The 21,944-nt window shown below is 65.1% G+C and carries 13 protein-coding genes, 1 tRNA gene and 1 pseudogene; 13 read left to right on the top strand and 2 right to left on the bottom strand.

Annotated features, from left to right (window positions below; genetic code table 11):
* Positions 1-104: 104 nt before the first annotated feature.
* Positions 105-2,003 carry a glutamine--fructose-6-phosphate transaminase (isomerizing) gene (gene glmS / locus AXK11_RS05995; protein WP_068630270.1) on the bottom strand — a complete coding sequence of 633 codons (1,899 nt, stop codon included), beginning with the start codon at positions 2,001-2,003 and terminating at the stop codon, positions 105-107.
* Between the two features lie 93 nt (positions 2,004-2,096).
* Between glmS and AXK11_RS05990 the strand changes: the two genes are divergently transcribed.
* From AXK11_RS05990 to AXK11_RS05965, 6 genes are all read left to right on the top strand, one after another.
* Positions 2,097-3,389 (top strand): glucose-1-phosphate adenylyltransferase, encoded by a 1,293-nt coding sequence (locus tag AXK11_RS05990; RefSeq protein WP_068630269.1) that lies wholly within the window; start codon positions 2,097-2,099, stop codon positions 3,387-3,389.
* Between the two features lie 507 nt (positions 3,390-3,896).
* Complete coding sequence (locus AXK11_RS05985) at positions 3,897-4,400, top strand: hypothetical protein (RefSeq protein ID WP_068630268.1); 504 nt, start codon at positions 3,897-3,899, stop codon at positions 4,398-4,400.
* Between the two features lie 129 nt (positions 4,401-4,529).
* Positions 4,530-9,026, top strand: a complete 4,497-nt coding sequence (locus AXK11_RS05980) for a DUF3418 domain-containing protein (protein WP_156469223.1) — start codon at positions 4,530-4,532, stop codon at positions 9,024-9,026.
* 379 nt (positions 9,027-9,405) lie between these two features.
* The gene (locus AXK11_RS05975) at positions 9,406-10,299 is read left to right on the top strand and encodes a dienelactone hydrolase family protein (RefSeq protein WP_082780958.1); all 894 of its coding nucleotides are present in this window, start codon (positions 9,406-9,408) and stop codon (positions 10,297-10,299) included.
* A gap of 52 nt (positions 10,300-10,351) precedes the next feature.
* Positions 10,352-11,218, top strand: a complete 867-nt coding sequence (locus tag AXK11_RS05970; protein WP_082780957.1) for an ABC transporter ATP-binding protein — start codon at positions 10,352-10,354, stop codon at positions 11,216-11,218.
* Positions 11,219-11,334: 116 nt separating this feature from the next.
* Positions 11,335-12,051 carry a lysophospholipid acyltransferase family protein gene (locus AXK11_RS05965; RefSeq protein ID WP_197456823.1) on the top strand — a complete coding sequence of 239 codons (717 nt, stop codon included), beginning with the start codon at positions 11,335-11,337 and terminating at the stop codon, positions 12,049-12,051.
* Between the two features lie 373 nt (positions 12,052-12,424).
* On the opposite strand, the gene AXK11_RS05960 is transcribed toward AXK11_RS05965, so the two are convergent.
* Positions 12,425-13,036, bottom strand: a complete 612-nt coding sequence (locus AXK11_RS05960) for a hypothetical protein (RefSeq protein WP_068630263.1) — start codon at positions 13,034-13,036, stop codon at positions 12,425-12,427.
* Between the two features lie 156 nt (positions 13,037-13,192).
* Between AXK11_RS05960 and AXK11_RS05955 the strand changes: the two genes are divergently transcribed.
* The 7 genes and pseudogenes from AXK11_RS05955 (at position 13,193) to AXK11_RS05925 (ending at position 21,912) form a co-directional block, all read left to right on the top strand.
* Positions 13,193-13,268: transfer RNA gene (locus AXK11_RS05955), tRNA-Ala, on the top strand.
* A gap of 231 nt (positions 13,269-13,499) precedes the next feature.
* A complete protein-coding gene (locus AXK11_RS05950; protein WP_068630261.1) occupies positions 13,500-13,922 on the top strand; it encodes an OsmC family protein in 423 nt (140 codons plus the stop codon).
* A gap of 497 nt (positions 13,923-14,419) precedes the next feature.
* Positions 14,420-15,817 carry an argininosuccinate lyase gene (argH, locus tag AXK11_RS05945; RefSeq protein ID WP_068630321.1) on the top strand — a complete coding sequence of 466 codons (1,398 nt, stop codon included), beginning with the start codon at positions 14,420-14,422 and terminating at the stop codon, positions 15,815-15,817.
* A 162-nt stretch (positions 15,818-15,979) separates the two neighbouring features.
* Entirely contained in the window at positions 15,980-17,941 is a 1,962-nt protein-coding gene (gene mutL, locus AXK11_RS05940; protein ID WP_068630259.1) for a DNA mismatch repair endonuclease MutL, read from the top strand.
* Positions 17,942-18,028: 87 nt separating this feature from the next.
* The gene (locus AXK11_RS05935) at positions 18,029-20,590 is read left to right on the top strand and encodes a glycogen/starch/alpha-glucan phosphorylase (protein ID WP_082780955.1); all 2,562 of its coding nucleotides are present in this window, start codon (positions 18,029-18,031) and stop codon (positions 20,588-20,590) included.
* Positions 20,591-20,617: 27 nt separating this feature from the next.
* Positions 20,618-21,208, top strand: a pseudogene (locus AXK11_RS10450) (intermembrane phospholipid transport protein YdbH family protein); the annotation flags it as partial.
* A 506-nt stretch (positions 21,209-21,714) separates the two neighbouring features.
* A complete protein-coding gene (locus tag AXK11_RS05925; protein WP_068630256.1) occupies positions 21,715-21,912 on the top strand; it encodes a hypothetical protein in 198 nt (65 codons plus the stop codon).
* Positions 21,913-21,944 lie beyond the last annotated feature (32 nt).

The following is a 21,944-nucleotide window of genomic DNA, read 5'->3' as shown; positions in this document are numbered from 1 at the left end:
CTCAGTGCTGGGCAGACTCGTGTTTCCGAGGTGCGCGGCGGCGCGGGTAGTGCCCTTATCCGTGAGCGCGAGTGCGCGGGGGCGGGGCGCTTTTAATGGTGCATTTATTCTACGGTTACGGATTTGGCGAGGTTGCGGGGTTTATCGACGTCGCAGCCGAGCTCGCGCGCCATGTAGTAGCTTAAAAGTTGCACGGGGATTGTGGCGACGATGGGCAGCACGGCTTCGTGACAATCGGGGATGCGGATGACTTCGTCGGCGAGGTCGGCGGGGAGCTCCAGCCCCGTGGTGCAGATGGCGATGATTTTCCCGCGCCGCGCCTTCACCTCCTGCATGGAGGAGAGGACTTTGCTGAACAGCTCGCCGCGCGTGACGAAAAATACGCTGGGGCAGGCTTCGCTGATCAGGGCGATGGGGCCGTGCTTGAGCTCGGCGGCGGGGTAGCCCTCGGCGTGGATGTAGGAGATTTCCTTAAGCTTGAGCGCGCCTTCGAGCGCGATGGGGAAGAGCGCGAGGCGGCCCAGGAAGAGCATGTCGGCGGCCTGCACGTAGCGCGCGGCGATTTGGGCGATGTGCGGGGCCTGCTCAAGCGCCTGGCGGACGAGCTGGGGGACGGCGCGCAGCGCGGCGACGTAGTCGGCCCCGTCGTTAAAGCTCAGGCTGCGCAGGCGGGCGAGGTGCAGCGCGAGCATGGCGCCGACGAGGAGCTGTGAGGTGAAGGCCTTGGTCGAGGCGACGCCGATCTCGGGCCCCGCGTGCTGGTAGATGCCGCCATCGGCTTCGCGCGCGATTGTGGAGCCGACGACGTTGGTGATGGCGAGGACGCGGTGGCCTTTGCGCTGGGCTTCGCGCAGGGCAGCGAGCGTATCGATCGTCTCGCCCGACTGACTCATGACGACGCAAAGCGTGCGCGGCGAGAGCGGCGCATTGCGGTAGCGAAACTCGGAGGCGTAGTCGACCTCGACCGGCAGGCCCGCGAAGCGCTCGATCAAGTGCTTGGCGACGAGGCAGGCGTGCCACGCCGTGCCGCAGGCGCAGAGCAGCAGGCGGTCGACCTGGCGGAGCTCGTCCGCGCTCAAGTTTAGCCCGCCAAACTGGGTCGTGCTGCCGTCAGCCGCGAAGCGGCCGCGCATCGTGTTTTCGAGCGCGGCGGGCTGCTCGAAAATCTCCTTCTCCATGAAGTGCGCATAGTCACCGCGCTGCGCGTCGTTGATTGACCAGGTGATTTCGTCAAAGACGGGTTCGAGCGCGACGGCGTTCAGGCCGCTCAGGTGCAGGCTGGTGGGCGTGACGAGGGCGAGCTCGCCGTCGTTCAGGTAGACGACTTTTTGCGTGCGGCTGACAATCGCGGCGGCATCGCTGGCGATGAGGTTTTCGCCTTCTCCGACGCCGAGGATGAGCGGTGAGCCCTGGCGCGCGGCGACGAGTGCCTCCGGCGCATCCACGCACAGCGCGACGATCCCGTAGGTGCCCTCGACATGGCGCAGCGTTTTGCGCACGGCGCTGAGCAGCCGCTGCGATGGGCCGTCCCCGCCCGCTGCCGTGGTGGCGGGCTCGGCCTCCTTGGCGTAGTGGTAGGCGATCAGGTTGCAGAGCACTTCGGTGTCGGTCTCGGAGCGGAAACGGCACCCCTGCGCGAGGAGGAATTTTTTGATCGAATCGCAGTTTTCGATGACGCCGTTGTGCACGAGGGCGAGGCGCCCGTCGTGGCTCAGGTGCGGATGGGCGTTGGCCTCGGTCACGCCGCCGTGGGTCGCCCAGCGCGTGTGCCCGATCCCGCAAGTGCTGGGGGGCAGGGGCGCTTGCGCGGCGGCCTGCTCCAGGTTCGCGACGCGGCCGGTTTTCTTAAGGCAGTGGAGCGCGGTAGCACTGCCCGCGCCCGCCGTGCTCGCGGCGACCGCGACTCCCGCCGAATCGTAGCCCCGATACTCGAGTCGTTTCAGTCCTTCGATGATTAAGGGGGCTGCCTGTTGTTTCCCGCTGTAGCCTACGATTCCGCACATTTTTGCTCGCGAAAATACGTGCCGTGGAGAAGCTCCTGCAAGGCTTTAGGGCACCCCGGAAAAACGATTTTTTACCCGAAACCCACCCTCATCATGGCTACACGAAAACAAGTCCTGGCAGTTATCATGGGGGGCGGCCGTGGGACGCGGCTGCACCCGCTCACCGCCGAGCGTTGTAAGCCCGCCGTGCCGCTGGCCGGCAAGTACCGGCTCGTCGACATCCCGATCAGTAACTGCATCAACTCCGACATTAACCGCATCTTCCTGCTGACGCAGTTTAACACCGCTTCACTGCACCGGCACATCCGCGAGACTTACCACTTCGACCCCTTCGGTGGCGGCTTCGTCGACATCCTCTCCGCAGAGCAAACCGAGAAGAGCGTGGACTGGTATCAAGGCACGGCGGATGCCGTGCGGCGCAACCTCAACCACTTCCGCGCCTTCGACCACGATCTGGTGCTGATCCTCTCGGGCGACCAGCTCTACAAAATGGACTTTCGCAAGCTGATCTCCGCGCACATCGAGAGCGGCGCGGATGTCACGCTCTCGGCGATCCCCGTGCCCCTCTCCAGGGTCGAGGGACTCGGCCTCATGAAGGTAAACGACTCGCTGGAAATCGCCGACTTCGCCGAAAAGCCGAAAGACCCAGCAGTGATCGCCGACCTCGCGCTCAGCCCCGCGCTCGAAAAGCAGCTCTCCGCGCACGCCGCTGGCGAGAAGCACTGCCTCGCCTCGATGGGCATCTACGTGTTCAACCGCAAGGCACTCGCCGAAGCACTCGACAACACGATGGCCGATTTCGGCAAAGAGGTGATCCCCTCGCTGCGCGGACGCAAAAAACTCTGTGCGCACATTTTTGAAGGCTATTGGGAGGACATCGGCACGGTGAAGGCATTTTTCGAGGCCAACCTCGCGCTCGCCCAGCCGCTGCCGCCCTTCAACTTCTTCGACCCCTCCTCGCCCGTCTACACGCTCGACCGCTACCTGCCGCCCTCGAAAATCAACCTCTGCACGGTCGACAATATCGTGGTGGGCGACGGCTCCATCGTCAGCAACGGAGTGCTCACGCACTGCGTCTTCGGCATCCGCTCCTACGTCGCCGATGGCTGCATTCTGGAAGACGTCGTGCTGATGGGGGCCGATTATTACGAGACGCCGGAGGATCTCGCGGAGAACAAGCAGCTCTGCCGCCCCAACCTCGGCGTGGGGAAAAACTGCACGATCCGCGGTGCAATCATCGATAAAAACGCGCGCGTGGGAGAGGGCTGTACACTCGATGCGACGGGCAAGGCCGATGGCCGCTATGCAGCCGGTGCAGTCATCGTGCGCGATGGCGTGCTCGTCGTCCCGCGCGGCGGCATCGTCCCGCCCAACACCGTGGTCTGAGAAGGCGGGGTGAGGGCGGGGGGCGACTTCCGACTGTGGGCCCTGCGCGGGCAGCGGTGGCGTGTCGCCACTTCCATTTAATTTGCGATTTTGCCCGTGCGCTGTGCGCCCGAACAAAATCGCAAATTTATATGAGCTCTCCCTGTCGCATCGCGACAGGGGATGAGGCATCAAATGCGAATGAAGCGGGAACCCATTTGGGGCGGATTTTTGGGTTTACGGATTCCTGACCGACCGGAGATCGGGCATTTCCAACTGTGCGGTTTGTTCGTCGGGCGGAACGCCCGACGAACAAACCGCACAGTAAATGGGTGCAGGCACCGCCTGCCGCCGCCCGCGCAGGGCCGCCCCGCACGTAGCGGAGTTTTGACTCCTTCGTAATAAACGGGGGCGGCGAAACTTTGCCAAAAGGGCGTGCGCGTGTCTGCTTTGCCTCACCCTCAAAGTGCGCGAGCGTTCGCCCGAGTTTCGCGCTTTGCCCCTCTCCACCAAGAACCCCTTACGGCTATGGGAAACTCGCTCCCCGACATCAGCATCGAGTGGGATGATGCGCATGCAAAAGCCCTCGGTCCCGAGCTCTCCATCTACCGGCGGATCGTGAATCGGCTGGGCTCGCGTGAGGGAGTGGAGACTTCTTTCGGCGACGAGGATCAAGGCACCGGCACGCCGTGGCCGCAGGTCGATGTCGCCACTGCAAACTCGGGTGCCACTGTGCCGCCGTGCGCGCAGCAAGACGAGGGTGCTGTGGGCGACATCCGCGAGATGCGCCGCAGCCTGAACCGGCTGCGCGAGCTGGGCGCCCGGATTACGATAAACGGCCACCTGGCCGACTCGGTGGCCCTGGATCGCTACGAAGACGCGCTGTGCCGAGAGGTGCGCGAACTGGAGCTGCGTAACGAAGAAGGCCCCGACGCATCTGGCGGCTGCTTCGGGCTGGGCGGGGGCGGTTGCCTGTCTTCCATCATCACTTTTGTCGGCCTCGTGGTCGTGTTGCGCTGGCTTTTTAGCTGAGGTGCTTTTGGCGCGCGCCCGCAGTGGCGCACACGTCACCGGTGGGGTGCTGCGTGTGTAGCTCTGCGATTGTCATTGCAGGCGGCGGCTCGCCAGTCTCGGCGACTTTTCTTGTCCGCTCGCCATACTGTGCCCGCCCGTCCCGACAACGCCTCCCCATTCCGGCTCGATTTTCCGCCCGAGCTGCCGATCAGTGCGCGCGCGGAAGAGATCGTCGAGGCGATCCAGCGGCATCCAGTTTTGATCCTCGCGGGCGAGACTGGCTCGGGGAAAACGACGCAGCTCCCGAAGCTCTGCCTCGCAGCGGGCCGAGGCCAGCTTGGCCGCATCGCCTGCACGCAGCCACGCCGCGTGGCCGCGCTCTCTGTCTCGCGCCGCGTGGCCGAGGAGTTGCGCGTAGACTGGGGCCGCGAGGTCGGCTGCAAGATCCGCTTCAACGACCAGACGAGCGCAGCGACCATCATCAAGTTTTTGACCGACGGCATGCTGCTGGCCGAGGTGCAGGGCGACCCGCTCCTGCGCGAGTACGACACCGTCATCATCGACGAAGCGCACGAACGCTCGCTCAATATCGACTTTCTGATCGGCCACTTGCGCACGTTGCGGGCGCGCCGCCCCGATCTGAAAATCATCCTGACCTCGGCGACGATTGATACCGACCTGTTTAGCGCGGCCTTTGACGACGCGCCGGTGATCTCCGTGTCGGGCCGCACCTATCCGGTCGAGGTCGTCTACTCGCCGCTCGATGCGCTCGGTAGCGATTACGCCGAGGGCGACGAAAACGAAGACCGCAGCGACCCCGCGGCCATCGAGTCCGCACGCGCCGAGGCGCTCCATTATATAGACGGCGCGGTCGAGGCCGTGCTGCGCCTCTGCGACCAAAGCCGCTCGGGCGGCGGCGACATCCTCGTCTTCATGCCCAGCGAGCGCGACATTCGCGAAACCTGCGAGCTGCTGGACGGGCTCCGCAATCGCCCCGCGCTGCGCGGTGCAGTGCTCATCCCGCTTTTTGGCCGCTTGAGCGCGGGCGAGCAGCAGCGCGTCTTCGCGCCGAGCCAGTCGCGCAAGATCATCGTCGCCACCAATATCGCCGAGACCTCGCTGACGCTGCCCGGGATCCGCTTCGTCGTCGATACGGGGCTGGCGCGGCTCAGCCGCTACTCAGCGCAGACGCGCACGCGCCGCTTGCCGATCGAGCCGATCTCGCAATCGAGCGCCGACCAGCGCAAGGGCCGCAGTGGCCGCGTGGCGGAGGGACTTTGCATCCGGCTCTACAGCGAGAAGGATTTCCTGGAGCGTCCGCGCTTCACCCAGCCGGAGATTCAGCGGGCCAACCTGGCCGACGTCATCCTGCGGATGCTCGCCTCCGGACTCGGCGATATCGAGAGCTTCCCCTTTATCAACCGGCCCAGCACCAAGGCGATCAAGGCGGGCTACGCGCTCCTCGAAGAGCTGGGCGCGATTGAGCGCAAGGGCTTTTCCCCCGCCGGTTCAGATTCGCAAAAGAGCGGCACTTTCCCCCGCGCGGAGGAGCGGGGAGAAGCGCAGGCGCAGGGGCCAACGAGTTCGTGCGAAAAAAACGGGAGTGCCCCGACTTCGCGGCTAACGCCGCTGGGCCGCGAGCTCGCGCGGCTGCCGGTCGATCCCACGATTGGCCGGATGATCCTCCAGGCGCGGCGGGAACACGCGCTGGGCGAGGTGCTCGTCATCGCCGCAGCACTCAGCATCCAGGATCCGCGCGAACGCCCGCTCGACAAGCAGGCGCAGGCCGATGCCGCGCACCGCCGCTTCCTGCATCCCGACTCCGACTTTCTCACGCTGCTGAATATCTGGGGCGCGTATCACGACGAGTTTGAGGCGCTCAGCCAATCGCGGCTGCGCAAGTTTTGCCGCGAACATTTCCTGAGCTACCCGCGCATGCGCGAGTGGCGCGATATCCATGCGCAGCTCCGCGAGGCGATCTCCGAGGGGAAGCGCGGCGCGGGAAAACGCTCCGCTCCGCAGCCTGTAACGGCTCGCGAACAAAAGGGCGATCCTGCCCGCAAGACAAACGGGGCCGCTCCGGTAGCCGCAGCCAACGACCCGCAGACGACGCGCTGGGGCACGCCCGCATACCGCGCGATTCACCGCGCGATTCTTGCAGGGCTCCTCGGCAACATCGCCGAGTGGCAGCCCCAAGACCGCTACTACAAGGCCCAGCGCGACCGGCGGCTCGCGCTCTTCCCGGGCTCCGTCCTTTACCAGCGCGAGGCGCGCAAAGCGAAAGAGCGTTTCGCCGATGGGCGGGCAACGCCTCTCCGCGAAAAGAAAGGCTCGGCGAGCCCATGGATCATGGCGGGAGAAGTCGTCGAAACTTCGCGACTCTACGCGCGCACTTGTGCGCGGATCGACCCGCAGTGGGCAGTCGAGCTCGGCGCCCACTTGATCAAGTTTTCGTATAGCGAACCTTTCTGGGACGAAGCCAAGGGCCGCGTGATGGTGAAGCAGCGGGCCCGCCTCCACGGGCTGGAGCTGCAAACGCGTGCGGTCAGCTTTGGGCGGGTCGAGCCGCGTGCCGCGACCGAGATTTTTATCCGCGAGGGCCTCGTGAACGATACGATTACCTGGCCCTTCGATTTTCTCGCGCACAACCGCCGTATCCGCGCCGAGCTCGAAGAGCGCTTCACCCGCACGCGCGACAGCCGCTACCTCAATCTCGACGAAGCGCTCTACCGTTTTTACGAAGCGCAGCTCCTCGATGAAGCGCAGCCGCACTTCGTGTCCGCGGTGGCCGAGCTGGTGGACCTCGTCCGCGAGCGGGCGGGGGCGCAGCCTGATTTTTTAAAACTGCGCGCGGAGGATTTGCTTCCGCCAGAGGACGAAAGTGCGGAGAGCGGCGCGGCGATTTTCCCCGAATCGCTGCCGCTGCAAAACAGCGTCCTCGCGCTCAACTACGCTTACCGCCCGGGCCAGGCGGACGACGGCGTGACGCTCGATCTCACCCCGCGCGAGCTCGATTCGCTGAGCGAAGCCGCGCTCGATTGGGCGATTCCCGGGCACTTGAGCGAAAAGGTGGAGTTCTACCTGCGCGGCCTGCCCAAGGAGCTGCGCCGCGCACTCGTCCCGCTCTCCGAAACAGCCAAGAGTCTCGCGACCCAAGTTGCCGCACGCGCTCGCCTCACCGCGCAGCGCGAGACGCTCACCGCCGCGCTTGCCGCGCAGCTCAACGAACGCTTCGGCCTGCATCTCTCGCCAAGTATCTGGGAGGGTAGGGGCGGGCGGGCGCTGCCTGAGCACTTGCGCGTGCGCGTGCGCGTGATCGACGAGGCGGGACGCGAGCTCTGCGCCAGCCGCGAATTGGCAGAGCTTCGCGCTAAACTCGCGCAGGCCCAAGGCGAAGCCGCCGCCCGTGCGGGCTCGCACGCAGTGAATCAAGCTTGGGCCCGCGCCCGTGCTCGCTGGGAAAAGCTCGATCAGGCCGACTGGGCTTTTGGCGACATCCCGAGCGAGGTTCAGATAGGCGAAGACTCGGGGCTGCCCTTGATGGCTTACCCCGGGCTGTGCCTCGCCAGCGACGGTACCCGCGTGTCGCTCAAGCTTTTTAGAACGCGTGCCGAGGCCGAGCGCGTGTCGCGCGTCGGCATTGCGGCTTTGCTGGAGCTCCAGCTCCGGCACGACCTGGGCTGGCTCGCGCGCGATCTGCGCGATTTGCGAAAGCTCGGCCCGCTCGTCTCCACACTGGCCCCGCTCGCTGCTCTTGAGGAAGACGCCGCAGCGATGCTACGCCGCTGGGTTTGCGATCCCGCGCGAGTGCTTTCTGGGGAACACAAAAACGCTGCGCAGGGCAACGCCAGCGGAGGCAGCGGCGGATTGGAAGCTCGCGTGAGCTCGGCCAGCCGTGGTGGCGATGACGCCGCACGAGCGGGGAAAGCCGGGGCCTTGAGCGCGGCGAATTTCGCAGCGGCGCTCGCGCAGGCCAAGGCCGAGCTGCGCGGAATCGTGCCGCGGCTCTGCGACTTGCTCGGGGAAGTCCTCCGCCTCCGCCAGGAGCTTCTCGTGCACCCGACGCCCTACGCGGGTCTCTCCGCCGACCTCGCGCATTTGCTGCCGCCCGACTTTATGCGGCGGGTTACCTGGCCGCAGCTCGCGCAGTTTCCGCGTTACCTGCGCGGGCTGCGCTTGCGCGCGGATCGCTGGCGGCAAAATCCGCAAAAGGATGCCGAGCGCGCCCGCCAACTCGCGCCTTATTTGCGCGCCTTGGCAGAGCTGAGCGTGCCGCAAGACGTGCCGCCGGATGCGCGCGGGGGCAGGGGAGCGAAGGAAGCTGTGGCGCCCTTTACCTCGGTGAGCGTTGGTGCTGCGAAGGCCTCCGCGAGTGCTGCGTCCGTCGCTCGGGCAGAGGCCGTGGATCGCCTACGCTGGCTGGTGGAGGAGCTCCGCGTCAGCCTCTTCGCGCAAGAGCTGGGCACCGCCGAGCCCGTTTCGCCGAAGAAGCTGGATGAACTAATTGCGGCCCTGCGTTTGGGAAAAACACCTGAAACCGCCGCATCTCCAGCACCCGCAAAACGACCCATTCACCAAGCCCCAACTCTGCAAAAACAGCCGCTGAAAACCCTCGCCGCCCTCGACAAACTCTTCCGCCGCTAGGGTGCCCTACGCGGGCGGCGGTGGCGTGGCGCCACATGCCTTTAAATTTGGGAATCGGCTCCGTCGCGTAGCGACGGAGCCGATTCCCAAATTTAAAGGACTCTTCCCTGTTGCTTCGCAACAGAGCGCGGATGGAGCGGGAACCCATTTGGGCGCGGCGAAAAAGTTGACGGGTTAAATCTCCGACCCGACCGGAGGTCGGGTATCCCTTACTGTGCGGTTTGCGTGTTGTGCGGAACGCACAACACGCAAACCGCACAGTAAATGGGTGCAGGTACCACCTGCCGCCCCCACGCGTAGTAGATCCGTCCGTTCTTCTTCGCGCGCGGGGTTGGTTGGACAATGGCGGTGGGCGTGGGGATACTCGCGGCTGCTTCCTATGAAAACCCGACTCGCTCTCTTATTTGCCTGTTTGATTGCTTTGGCTCTGCCCTTGTCGCTCCACGCGGCGATTGTCGAAAGGCAGATCCGCTACACCCACGCCGGAGCCCAGCTCACGGGCCTTCTCGTTTACGATGATGCGCAGGTAGGTGGCCGCGTTGCCACCACTGCCGTGCGCGCTGCCTCACCGCGCCCGGGCGTGCTCGTGATTCACCAGTGGATGGGGCGAGGCGACTTCGAGCGTGCGCAGGCTCGCCGCCTCGCCGAGGCGGGCTTCGTGGCCTTCGCGCTCGATATGTACGGCCAGCGTGCGCAGAGCGCGCAGCAGGCGGGGGCCCTGGCGGGGCAGTTTTACGGCAAGCCACTCATGGCCGAGCGCGCTCGCGCGGGGCTCGATCAACTCCTCGCCAGTGACCTTGTCGATAAGGGGAAAGTCGCGGCAGTCGGTTACTGCTTCGGCGGCACCACTGCGATGGCGCTGGCCTACAGCGGCGCACCACTCTCAGGCATCGTGAGTTTCCACGGGGGGCTGATCCCGCCGCCAGATGGCGCGAATTTCGGAGCGATTACTGAAACGGGCCCCCGCGCCAGCGGGGAAGATCAGGATGCGGTTTCCCGTCGTCGCGCGAGCGTGAATGGGCGGGGCACTGCCCCCAAGTTCCTGCTCTGTCATGGCGCGGTCGATCCGCTTGTGCCTTGGGAGAAAGTTGTGGAGGTGGTCGCCGCGCTTGAGCGCTCGCAGATCGATTACCAGCTCATCGCTTACCAAGGGGCGGTGCACAGCTTCACCGATCCTTCCGCTACGGGGGAAAATCCGGCGGCCAAATATCACGCCGTCGCTGCGGAGCGTTCCTGGGGGCACATGCTCCAGTTCTTCTCCGAGATTTTCTAAAACCTTTTGAGTTTGGCGAACGGCCTTGGGGCGCGGCAAAGTCCCGCCCCATATGCCCTCCCGCCTCACCCGAGCCAAGCCGACCTCGCGTTCCGCGCGCACCACCCGTCCCAAGTCCGCCCCGATCCTCAACGTGACTGACCTGCACATCCGGCGCGGGCACACAGTCATTCTCAAGCAGATCGACTGGCGGGTAAATCGCGGCGAAAACTGGGTAATCCTCGGGGCAAACGGCTCTGGCAAGACTTCGTTGCTGCGCGCGCTCACGGGCTACTTCCCGCCGACGCGCGGCGAGATCGAGCTGCTCGGCGGCCAGTACGGGAGCTGCGATTGGCGCGCCCTGCGCGAGCACATCGGCATCGTTACGAGCTCCTTTACTTCGTTGATTGCTGTGGCCGAGCCCGCGCTCGACACCGTTATCAGCGGAAAGTTTGCGCAGCTCGATTTGTGGAAAAAAGTGACGGCTGCCGAGAAGGCCGCCGCGCGGAAACTCCTCGACCTCGTGGACGGCGGTTACCTCGCCGAGCGCGAGTGGCAGTACCTGTCGCAGGGCGAGCGGCAGCGCGTGTTGATCGCCCGCGCGCTCATGGCCCGCCCGCGTTTGCTGATCCTCGACGAGCCCTGCGCAGGCCTTGATCCGGTGGCGCGGGTGGAGTTCCTGAAACTCGTCGACCGGCTCGCGCGCTCGCCGCGTGCGCCTGCGCTAGTGCTGGTGACGCATCACGTCGAGGAGATCACGCCCGCCTTTACCCACGCGCTGTTGCTGCGTAAGGGCGAGGTCGTCGCCGCCGGGCTGCGGGCGAAAACGCTGACCTCACAAAAACTTTCCCAAGTTTTCGCCGCCGATGTCCGACTCAGCCGTGGTGCCCAAGGGCTGCGCCTCAGCTTGGCGAGCCAGCAGACCGTAGTGTGTCGCTAAAGGAGATGACCACCCCGCCCGGAAGCGAAAGCAGTGCTTCGGCTCGCCAAAACGATGACTCCGCGGCCAGCCCTGCCGCCGCGCAGGCAATAAACGTATGTCCAAAAAAAAGGACAGTGACCCCTGACGCAGCGGCCCGGTCGCAGACCGCACCGCTGCGCAAGAAAGAAGGGTCTGCGCCCCCGAAGGCTTTTCCGGTGGTGATCAGCGGTTGGCGGCGTGCGTTGCTCTGGCCGCTGGGCGCGCTGGTGCAGCTGTGGGGGCGCACGCTGCGTTTTGAGACAGACGAAGCGACCTTGCGTGCCCTGCAAAAGCGCGACGAGCCCGTGGCCTTTGTCCTCTGGCACAACCGCCTGTTCCTCACCCCCGAAGTCTTTCGCCGCTACCGCCACGGGCGGCCGCTCTACGCGCTCGTGAGCGCGAGCAAAGACGGCGCCTGGCTCACCGCGTTTTTCTCTTTGGTCGGGCTGCGCGCCGTGCGCGGCTCAAGCAGCCGGTTGGGCCGTGAGGCGGTGGGCGCACTCGTGGACGTACTGCGCGCGGGAAACGATGTCGGGATCACGCCAGACGGGCCGCGCGGCCCCTGTTACACGCTAAAGCCCGGGGCGCTCATCGTGGCACGGCGTACTCAGACCCCGCTGCTCCTGCTCGGCGCGCGCTTCGAGTCGACTTGGCGGCTGAGCCGCGCCTGGGATCGCTTTTATTTGCCGAAACCCTTTTCGCGCGTGCGCCTGCACTGCGAACTGGTGAACGCTGCCGAACTCGCCGACCGGGACGCCGCCGCCGCGCGGCTCGAAACCCGCCTGCGCGAAATCAGCCCCGACCAAAGCTGAGCCACTGCGCGTGGGGCGGTGGCGTGGCGCCACGTGCCATTGAATTTGCGATTTTGCCCGTGCGCTACGCGCCCGAACAAAATCGCAAATTTAACGGGACCTCCCCCTGTTGCTTCGCAACGGGGGCTGAAGCATCAAATGCGGGCTACCCCTTTGGGCGCGGCGAAAAAGTTGACGGGTTAAACTCCCACCTGAGCTCCGTTCAGGGAGTTCATTCTACAGTGCGGCTTGTTCGTCGGGCGGAACGCCCGACAGCAAGCCGTACTGTAAATGGGTGCAGGTACCGCCTGCCGCCCCACGCGCAGTGGGACTCTTCGACTCTTTTTCTGTGCGAGGCCCTCGTTGGGGCCTCGCCTGTGCCGCCTGTGCTGGTTTACCAGCCGAAGTAGGGTGTGAAGGCGCCGGTTTTCCCCGGGGCGAGCGTGTAGTTTTCACCGTGGCTCCATTGCTCGTCGTTGAGCAGGAACTTGAAGGTGAGTGGAGCGCCGACGTCTTCGATTGAGATCACCCATTCGGCGCTGCCGAGGCAGTTCATGGTGATGCCTTTTTCCCAGCTCAGGCCGGGGCCTTCGCCGCGCAGCGTGAGCCGATTGCCGAAGCCGACATCGATGAAGGCTTCGATGGTCGTCAGCGTCACTTGCGGTTTCGGTGCTGGGGCTGGCGCAGGATTTTCGCGCGGTGCGGGTGCCTTGGTTGGAGCTGCTGCGACTGCGGCGGGCTTGGGGCTTTTGGTCAGTGCGACTTTTTTCGGCGCCCTCGTTGGCTTGGGCGTTTTAACGGGCTCGGTGAGCACGCGCTTGGCCTTGCTGGCAGCGGCGGTGATACGCGGGGAGGTCAGTGGCGTTTTTTTAGCTGCGACAGCAGGCGCTGGCGGTTTCTTCGCGGCGGTGCTGCTGGTTTTCTTTGGAGTGGCGGAGCCGGTGCTCGTTTTTTTCGCCGCCGCGTTCGTGCGCGTAGGCTTGGTGGCATTCTTTGGTGTTTTCATGATAAAGAGGAAATGAGGGTTGAAACAAACGCTCTCTCGGAGCGAGCGCCGCCACTCTACGCGCCGTTTTCGGCAAAGCGAACCTATGTGGCGCATGTCACAGAAAAATGATGTTTACTCATGCTGGGCGATTGCCCACAAACGCCGCCTTCTTTTGGGGCTGTAGCTCAGTTGATAGAGCGCTTCGTTCGCAATGAAGAGGTCAGGGGTTTGATTCCCCTCAGCTCCACCAAGGTTGATGACCTTTCTGTTCGGCGGCGAGTTCGCTGCCTCGCCGTCAGCGATCCGGGGTGGGCAAGGAGCCCTGCGTCGGGCTGCCTCCTGTGTGCGGCTCCGTTTTTTTTGCGGGCGACTGGTTGGTGCGTTAGTCTTTGGAGTTCGGGCGAGTGCCGGTGGCGGTTCATGGCTTGGGCACTTTTAAAAAAGTGGACGCGGTACGGCGCGGCAGAGCAGCCTTGGCGGCATGGTTAAAAGCACGGGAATCTATCGCGGCGGGCTCAACTGCGAGCTCACACACGGCCCTTCGGGGCAGGTGATTTCGACGGATGCGCCGGTCGATAATCAGGGACGAGGGGAAGCGTTTTCGCCCACGGATCTGACGGCCGCTTCGCTCGGTGCCTGCATCGTGACGACGATGGCGATCATCGCAGGCACGCGCTTGGGGCTCGACGACGCGTTGCTCGCGGGTACGCGCTGGGAAGTCGCCAAGGAGATGTCGGCTGATGCGCCGCGCCGGATCGTGCGACTGGCGACCGAGATCTGGTTGCCGATCCCGCAAGACCATCCGGCAGCAGAGCTGCTCGCACGGATCGCGAAAAACTGCCCGGTGCACCACAGCCTGCACCCGGATATCGAGAAACCGATCACACTGCACTGGGCAGCCTGACACGCTGCTCGTCAGATGAAAGAGGCAGAAGACTCCCGCTACGCGCGGGGCGGTGGCGTGGCGCCACGTGCCATTAAATTTGCGATTTTGCCCGTGCGCTGCGCGCCCGAACAAAATCGCAAATTTAACGGGACATCCTCCCTGTCGCTTCGCGACAGGGGAGGAATCCCAAAACGCGAATGAAACGGGAAACCCTTTGGGGCGCGTCCAAAAAGTTGACGAGTCAAACTCCCACCTGAGCTCCGGTCAGGGAGTTCATTCAACTGTGCGGCTTGCTGTGCTGTGCGGAACGCCCGACAGAACAAGCCGCACAGTAAATGGGAGCAGGCACCGCCTCCCGCCCCCACGCGCAGTGGCGGTCGTTGACCGGTTTTATTTGGCGGTGCACTCGTTGGTGCGCCGTCATCCTTAAAGTGCCAGTGAGCGGCTCGCTTGATAACAAGAGCACTCGAAGAGTGTTGCAGGGTGGCGAGGGGCTTCCTGTGCTGCTCGGCCACATGGCCAGAAAACAAGTCACTTGGGGCGGCCGTTTCAGTGCTGGCCCCGCGCAGTTGATGCAGCAGTTCAGTGAGTCAGTGTCCTTCGACTCGCGGCTGGCGCTTTTCGACATCGCGGGCAGCCAAGCGCATGCGGCGATGCTTGCGCACGTGGGGCTGATCACGGCCAGGGAGTGCGCGGCGATTCACAAGGGGCTGGAGCAAATCCGCCGCGAGATCGAGGCGGGCGAGTTTGCGTGGGATCTCGCGCTCGAAGACGTGCACATGAATATCGAGCACGCGCTCACGCTGCGCGTGCCTGCCGCCGCCAAGCTGCACACGGCGCGCAGCCGCAACGACCAGGTCGCGACCGACATGCGGCTGTGGTTCAAGGCCGCTTGCGCCGAGCTGCGCACGAAGCTCCACGGCGCGCAGTGTGCGCTGCTCGATGTGGCGAGTGCCAATGCGGGCGTCCTCATCCCGGGCTACACGCACCTCCAGCGCGCGCAGCCGGTCTACCTCGCGCACCACCTTTTCGCCTGGATGGAAATGCTGGCGCGCGACTGCGAGCGCTTCGAGCGCGTGGCCGCGCTCGCCAACTGGTGCCCGCTGGGCAGCGGCGCGATTGCGGGGACGACGCTGCCGATCGACCGCGAGCACACGGCGCGGCTGCTCGGCTTTGTCGATGCGCGGGGGCGCCCGCAGGTGACGCAAAACTCGATGGATACGGTGGCCGACCGCGATCTCTTCATCGAATTCGCCAACGCGTGCGCGCTCGTCGGCGTGCACTTTTCGCGTATGGCTGAGGATCTCATTTTGTGGAGCAGCAGCGAGTTTGGCTTTGTCGACCTGCCGGATGCGTTTTGCACCGGCTCTTCACTCATGCCGCAAAAGAAGAACCCCGATTCCTGTGAGCTGTTGCGCGGAAAATCGGCCCGACTTCAGGGCAACCTCCATACGCTGTTGACGCTCACCAAGGGGCTGCCGCTGACCTACAACCGCGACTTGCAGGAGGATAAGCCGCCGGTCTTCGACAGCTTCGACCAGGTGGCGATTTGCGCGGAGGTTTTTGCGGGAACGGTCGGCGGCCTGCGCGTGAATGAGGCGGCCTGCGCGGCGGCGGTCGCCGATCCGGCGCTGCTGGCGACCGATCTGGCGGACTACCTCGTCGAGCGCGGCGTGCCGTTTCGCGAGGCGCACCACGCGGTGGGCGCCGTCGTCCAGCTCGCCGAGAAGCGCGGCGTGGCGCTCAATGCGCTGGAGACGCGCGAGGTGAAAAAAATCAATGCGGCTTTCGCGGAGGATTGGCGCGAAGTCTTCGACCTGAAGCGTGCGCTGGCCAAACGCAGCGGGACCGGAATGCCCGGGCCCGTGCAGCTGCGCCGCCAATTCGCACGCTGGAAGAAACTGCTCAAGTAGCCGGATCCGAAGCACAGAACCTTGAAGAAAGGGGTCACCCGTTCGGGCGTTCTTTAAAAAAACATGCGTTTCGCCATCGTGCATTCTCACAGTCGTTGCTGGCCCTCCCGCCGCTTCCGTCCCGCCGGCTCTTCCTGCCTGCTGGGCAGGCTTCTTTAAGCGATGGCTAAAGTTCGCATCCTGCCAGATCGGGTCGCCAACCAGATCGCCGCGGGCGAGGTGATCGAGCGCCCCGCTGCGGTGATCAAGGAGCTGGTGGAAAACGCGCTTGATGCGGGGGCGACGCGGGTCGAGGTCGAGTTTCGCCACGGCGGGCGTGCGCTCATGCGCGTCGAGGACAACGGCAGCGGGATGAGCCAGGACAACGCGCTGCTCGCGCTGGAGCGGCACGCGACGAGCAAGATCACCGAGGCGGCCGACCTCGACCGGATCGGCAGCTACGGGTTTCGCGGTGAGGCGCTGCCGTCGATTGCGAGTGTCTCGCGCCTCGAGCTGCAAACGCGCGAGCAGGGCAAAGACGAGGGTACGGAGGTTTTGATCAACGCGGGCAAGATCGTGCACGTGCGCGAGTGCGGGCGGCCCGTGGGCACGCGGATCGTCGTCACGCACTTGTTCAACTCGGTACCCGCGCGGCGGAAGTTTTTAAAAACCGACCCGACCGAGGCGGCGCACATCATCCAGTGCGTGCGGCTCTACGCGCTCGCGAGCCCGCAGGCCGCCTTCACGTTGATCGAGGATGGGCGGGTGATTTTTAAATCGCCCGAGTGTGCGACACTGGTCGAGCGCGTGGCCGAGATTTTCGGGAAACAGACTGCCGAGGCGCTGATCCCGATTGACGTGAGCGAGGGGGCGGATGGCGAAGGTCGCGCCAGCAGCGCGGCGGCGGGCGCGATGAGCCTGCGCGGGTTGATCGGACGGCCCGGGGTGGGGCGGGCGACGCGGCACGAGATGGTGATCTTCGTCAACCAGCGGCCCGTAAACAGCCGCACGCTCAACTACGCGCTGATCGAGAGTTACCACGAGTCGCTGCCAAAGGGGCGCTACCCGCTGGCTTTTTTGTTTTTCGAGTGCGAGCCCGCAGCGGTCGATGTGAACGTGCATCCGGCCAAGCGCGAAGTGCGCTTTCGCAGCGAGCCTGCGGTGCGCAGCTTCGTAATCCGCAGCGTGCTCGAAAAGCTAAGAAGCCTCGGGGGCGAAGCGCAGCAGGCTTCGGCGGCGGCGCCGCCTCCGTTTTCGGGAGAAGCGAAGGGCCCAGCGGGAGCCCCATTTTCACCGCCCACGCTGCACACGGCTGCGCTGCCTCAAACGGGCGGGCGTGCGATCAGCCTGGCGGGCGAAAAGGTCTCGCTGCCCGCGCCGCGTTTGTCGCCCTTTGGGGCCTTTGCGCCGGCTGCGCACCGCGAGTTGGCCGCAGGTGTAAATCAAGCCGCCAGCGACGAAGCTCTAAGCGCGCGTGCGCAGGCTCCCACATCGGTGGAGAGTTCCACGGCGCCCTCTGCTCAGGGAAACGGGCCCGCGATTTCGTTTAACAAGACGAGCGGGCCGAGCGCCTGGCGCTTCATCGGGCTGGCGCACGGGGCCTATGCGTTGTTCGAGACCGGCGCGGGGCTTGTGCTGCTCGACCGGCGCGCGGCGCACGAGCGCGTGTGGTTTGAGCGGCTTCAGGCCCAATTTCGCGATGCGGCGGTGCCCAGCCAGCGGCTGCTCTTGCCGGTTGCGCTGGAGCTGGACCCCATCGCGACGGCGCTGCTGCTCGACCGCCTGAAATTTCTCGCCGAGCACGGCGTGGAGCTCAGCGAGTTTGGCCGTAATTTTTTCCGGATCGAGGCGGTGCCCACGTGGATGGAGCCTGCCGATGCCGAGGGCTTCGTGCGCGACTTCCTCGGGCTTGTGCGCGAGGGCCGTTTGCAGGGGCGCAACCTCGACCTCATGCGCGAAGAGCTCGCGCGGCTGGCGATCCGCAAGGCCCTGCGCCTGCCCGCGACAGCGAGCGAAGAAGCGCTGCGTGGGCTCCTAGCCGAGCTTTTCGCGACAGCGCATCCGCTGACGAGCCCCTCGGGCCGCCCGACCTACGTCGAGCTGAGCCACTCCGAGCTCGCCCGCCGTTTCTCCAAACCTGCTTGAGGTTAAATCCCTCGCTTGGGCCGGGGCTTTCGATTTCAATCTGGCGTCCACTCCCTTCAAAAAACGTCTGCGCCTCCTCTCTCCGCCATGCCCAAGCCCACCAAATCTCCCCGCGCCAAAACCAGGCGCGCTGCACCAAACAACGCGCCGGCTGCACCGGGCGAGTCGGCAACCACGGCGGGCACAGCCGTCGCCTCTGCTTGTTTGCCCACGGTTGATGCGTTTCGCGACTCGATCCTCCGGCACCTGACTTCGACTCTGGCGCGTTATCCGGCCGGGGCCACGTCGCACGATTGGTGGGTGGCGACCTCGCTCGCCGTGCGCGACGAAATCCACGAGCGGTTGATCGCCACGCAGTCCGCCCACGCCGCGCAAAACGTCCGCCGCCTCTACTACCTGTCGATGGAGTATTTGATCGGGCGCCTTTTCGAGGCGAACTTGCACGCGACGGGCCTGACGGAAGTCGCGCGCGAAGCACTCGCCGAGCTCGGTGTGGACTATACGCGGGTGCTCGATGCGGAGCTCGACATGGGGCTCGGTAACGGCGGCCTCGGGCGGCTCGCGGCCTGTTTCTTCGACTCGCTCGCCACGCTGGACTATCCGGCGGTCGGCTACGGGATGTACTACGAATTCGGGCTTTTCCGACAGGAGTTTGTCGATGGGCACCAGGTCGAGCAGCCCGACCGGTGGCGCGTTTTTGGCAGCCCCTGGGAGGTCATGCATGGCGAATACGCCCAGCAAATCCCGCTCTATGGTCGTGTGGAAAACGTCTTCGACGACCGCGGCCACTCGACCCCGCGCTGGGTGGAGACCAAGCAGATCCTCGGCCTGCCGCACGACATCCCGATCGCGGGCTACGGCACGCGCACGGTGAATTTGCTGCGGCTGTGGTCTTCGCACGCGCCCGACGACTTCGACCTGGCGGCCTTCAACTCGGGCAGCTACGAGGAGGCCACGCGCAAGAAGCAGGCCGGTGAGTCGATCTCCAAAGTGCTTTACCCGAACGACAAGACCGAGAACGGCAAGGCCCTGCGCCTCGTGCAGCAGTACTTCTTTGTGGCCTGCTCGCTGCGCGACTTGATCCGCCGCCACTTCCGCGACTCGCGCAATGGCTGGGCCAACTTTGCCGATAAAGTCGCGATCCAGCTCAACGACACGCACCCCGCAATCGCCGTCGTCGAGCTCATGCGGCTGATGCTCGACGAGCACCGGCTCGGCTGGGACGAGGCCTGGGGCATCACCACGCGCAGCCTGTCCTACACCAACCATACGCTGCTCCCCGAGGCACTGGAGAAGTGGGGCGTGCCGCTTTTTGAGCGGCTCCTGCCGCGCCACCTCCAGCTCATTTACGAGATCAACCACTGGCTCATGCAGCGTTGCGGCGAAGTCTGGCCGCACGATCACGCGAAGCAGCGCGTGTGCTCGCTGATCGAGGAGGGCGACGAGAAAATGGTGCGCATGGCGAACCTCGCGGTCGTCGGCTCGCACACGGTCAACGGCGTGGCCGCACTCCATACCGAGCTGCTGCAAAAGGAGCTCTTCCCCGAGCTCGCCGCGCTCTACCCGGGCAAGTTTCAAAACAAGACCAACGGCATCACGCCGCGCCGCTGGCTGCTCCAGTGCAATCCGCGGCTCGCCGCTTTCATCACGGCGACGCTCGGGCACGAACGCTGGACGCGCGATCTCGACCAATTGCGCGAGCTGGAAAAGCTCGCCCACCAGCCTGCCGTGCAGCGCGAGTTCATGGCGATCAAGCGCGCGAACAAGGCCGAGCTCGCGGAGATCATCGCGCGCGATTGCGACGGCCTCGTCGTCTCGCCTGATGCGCTCTTCGACGTGCAGATCAAGCGCCTGCACGAGTACAAGCGCCAGCACCTCAACCTGCTGCACATCCTCGCGCTCTACCGCCGCCTGTTGCAAAACCCGCAGCTCGACATCGTGCCGCGCGTCTTCGTCTTTGCGGCCAAGGCGGCGCCCGGCTACGACCTCGCCAAGAACATCATCCGCGCGATCAACCTCGTCGCCGCGCGCATCAATGCCGATGAGCGCATCGGCGGTAAACTCAAGGTCGCCTTCTTGCCCAACTACCGCGTCTCGCTGGCCGAAAAAATCATCCCTGCCGCTGACCTTTCCGAGCAGATCTCGACCGCCGGAAAGGAGGCCTCGGGCACGGGCAATATGAAGCTCGCGCTCAACGGCGCACTGACCATCGGCACGCTCGACGGTGCCAACGTCGAGATCCTCGAAGAGGTCGGCCCCGACAATATCTTCATCTTCGGGATGAGTGTCGAAGAAGTCGCCGAGCTGCGCGCGCGCGGCTACTACCCGCGCGGCGTTTACGAAGCCGATGAAGAGCTGCGCGCTGTCGTGGACTGGATCGGGAGCGACTACTTTTGCCCGGGTGAGCACGGCGCCTTTGCCCCGCTGCATCACAGCCTGCTCGGCGGCGGCGACCCCTTCATGGTGCTGCCCGACTTTCGCCCCTACAGCGATGCACAACAAGCGGTTGACCGGTGCTACCGCGACCAGGCCGCGTGGGCCGCAAAGGCGATCCTCAACGTCGCTCGCGTGGGCAAGTTTTCCAGTGACCGCACGATCCGTGAATACGCGGAGCAGATCTGGCGGCTGCCCGCTGCGCCGCTGGCGTAGCGGCGAGCGGCGTGGACGAAAGGCGTGATGCGGCGCGCACGGCTCATTGCGTTGTGCCTGGTGCTTTGGTGCGTGCTGCTGCTGCCTCCGCCGCTCGCGCTCGGCGGGGCGGCAGGCGAGGGCGCGCCGGGCGCTTCTGCGCCTGCACCGAAATCGGTGGCGGGCGGGGCTGGCGCCCGCGGCGGAGAGGGTATCGGGCATCACAGCGGCGGCGTGCCGCGGCTCGCGCTGAGCGGCGAGGTGGCAGGCGAGTTTGCATTTACATCCGCCTCGGGCGAGGTCTCGGTTGCGGGGCCGTTTCGGGTAAATCTTTCGACTGACGAGTCGCTCCGCGCTCAGCTCTCTCTAAGCGCGCCCGAGGCCAGCGTCCCCGGGCTGCTGTTGCGTGACCTCAAAATCGAAGCGCAGGCCGATGCAGCGCGGCGCGTCCTTGAGGTGAGCGTGGCGGAGTTTTCCGCGCTCGGCGGCCAGGTCGCGCTGCGCCCGTTTGCGATTGATTTTTCAGAGGAGGCGGGGCCGCCCGTACTTTCCGTGATTGCGGAGCTGCGCGGTTTTTCTTTGGCGCAGCTCAGCGACTTCGTGCCCGAAACGTTGCGTGAAGCCAGCGGCCGGATCAGCGGGCAAATCGCCCTTCGCTGGAGCGCGGCCGGCGGCCTGCAAATCGGCGAGGGCGCGCTCTCGATCCATGCGGATGAGGCGCCGCAGATCACGCTGACCGCCATGCCCGGCTTCCTGACTCAGCACACGACGCGGCGGATTCAGATCCTGCCCGCGAGTTTTGGGCGGCTGGCCCGTTGGCTCTCGCTCGAAAATCCCGCCTACGACACGATGGAGGCGGTAGAGCTGGGCACACAGCCACTCGCCGTCGAGAGCCTGAGCGTCGCGCTCTATCCCGATGGGCCCGACGGCCCGCGCTCGGCAGCGGTCAGCCTCGTAGCGCGGCCCGTGAGCGGCGCCGTCGTGAAGCGGCTGCGCTTCGACATCAATGTCTCCGGCCCGCTCGATCAGGTGCTGCGGCTCGGCGCGACTGACTCGGTCAGCCTGAACTTTGGCGCACAGCGAGCCGCGGCGGCCGAGTGAAACCTGGGTTGCGAACGCGGGCCGGACTTGCTCCTGTTTGTGCCATGTTATCCCTACGAGTCTGTCTGCTTTCCCTGCTGCTGCCTCTTTTTGCGGTGGGCTGCATCAACGTGAAAATGCAACCGATTGAAATTCACGCGACGGTCGATGTGAACGTGAAGATCGACCGCGAGCTCGACGACTTCTTCGGCGATCTCGACCGGAAATCAACGACGCTCACACCCGCCGAGCCCACGTCCTGATCGCGCTACGCTTCGCATCCGCACTGTTTTTT

This window comes from Cephaloticoccus primus (genome assembly GCF_001580015.1).
In the GTDB taxonomy this organism is placed as follows: Bacteria; Verrucomicrobiota; Verrucomicrobiia; order Opitutales; family Opitutaceae; genus Cephaloticoccus; species Cephaloticoccus primus.
Note: the sequence above shows the minus strand (reverse complement) of the source record. Positions and strands in the feature narration are given on the sequence as shown.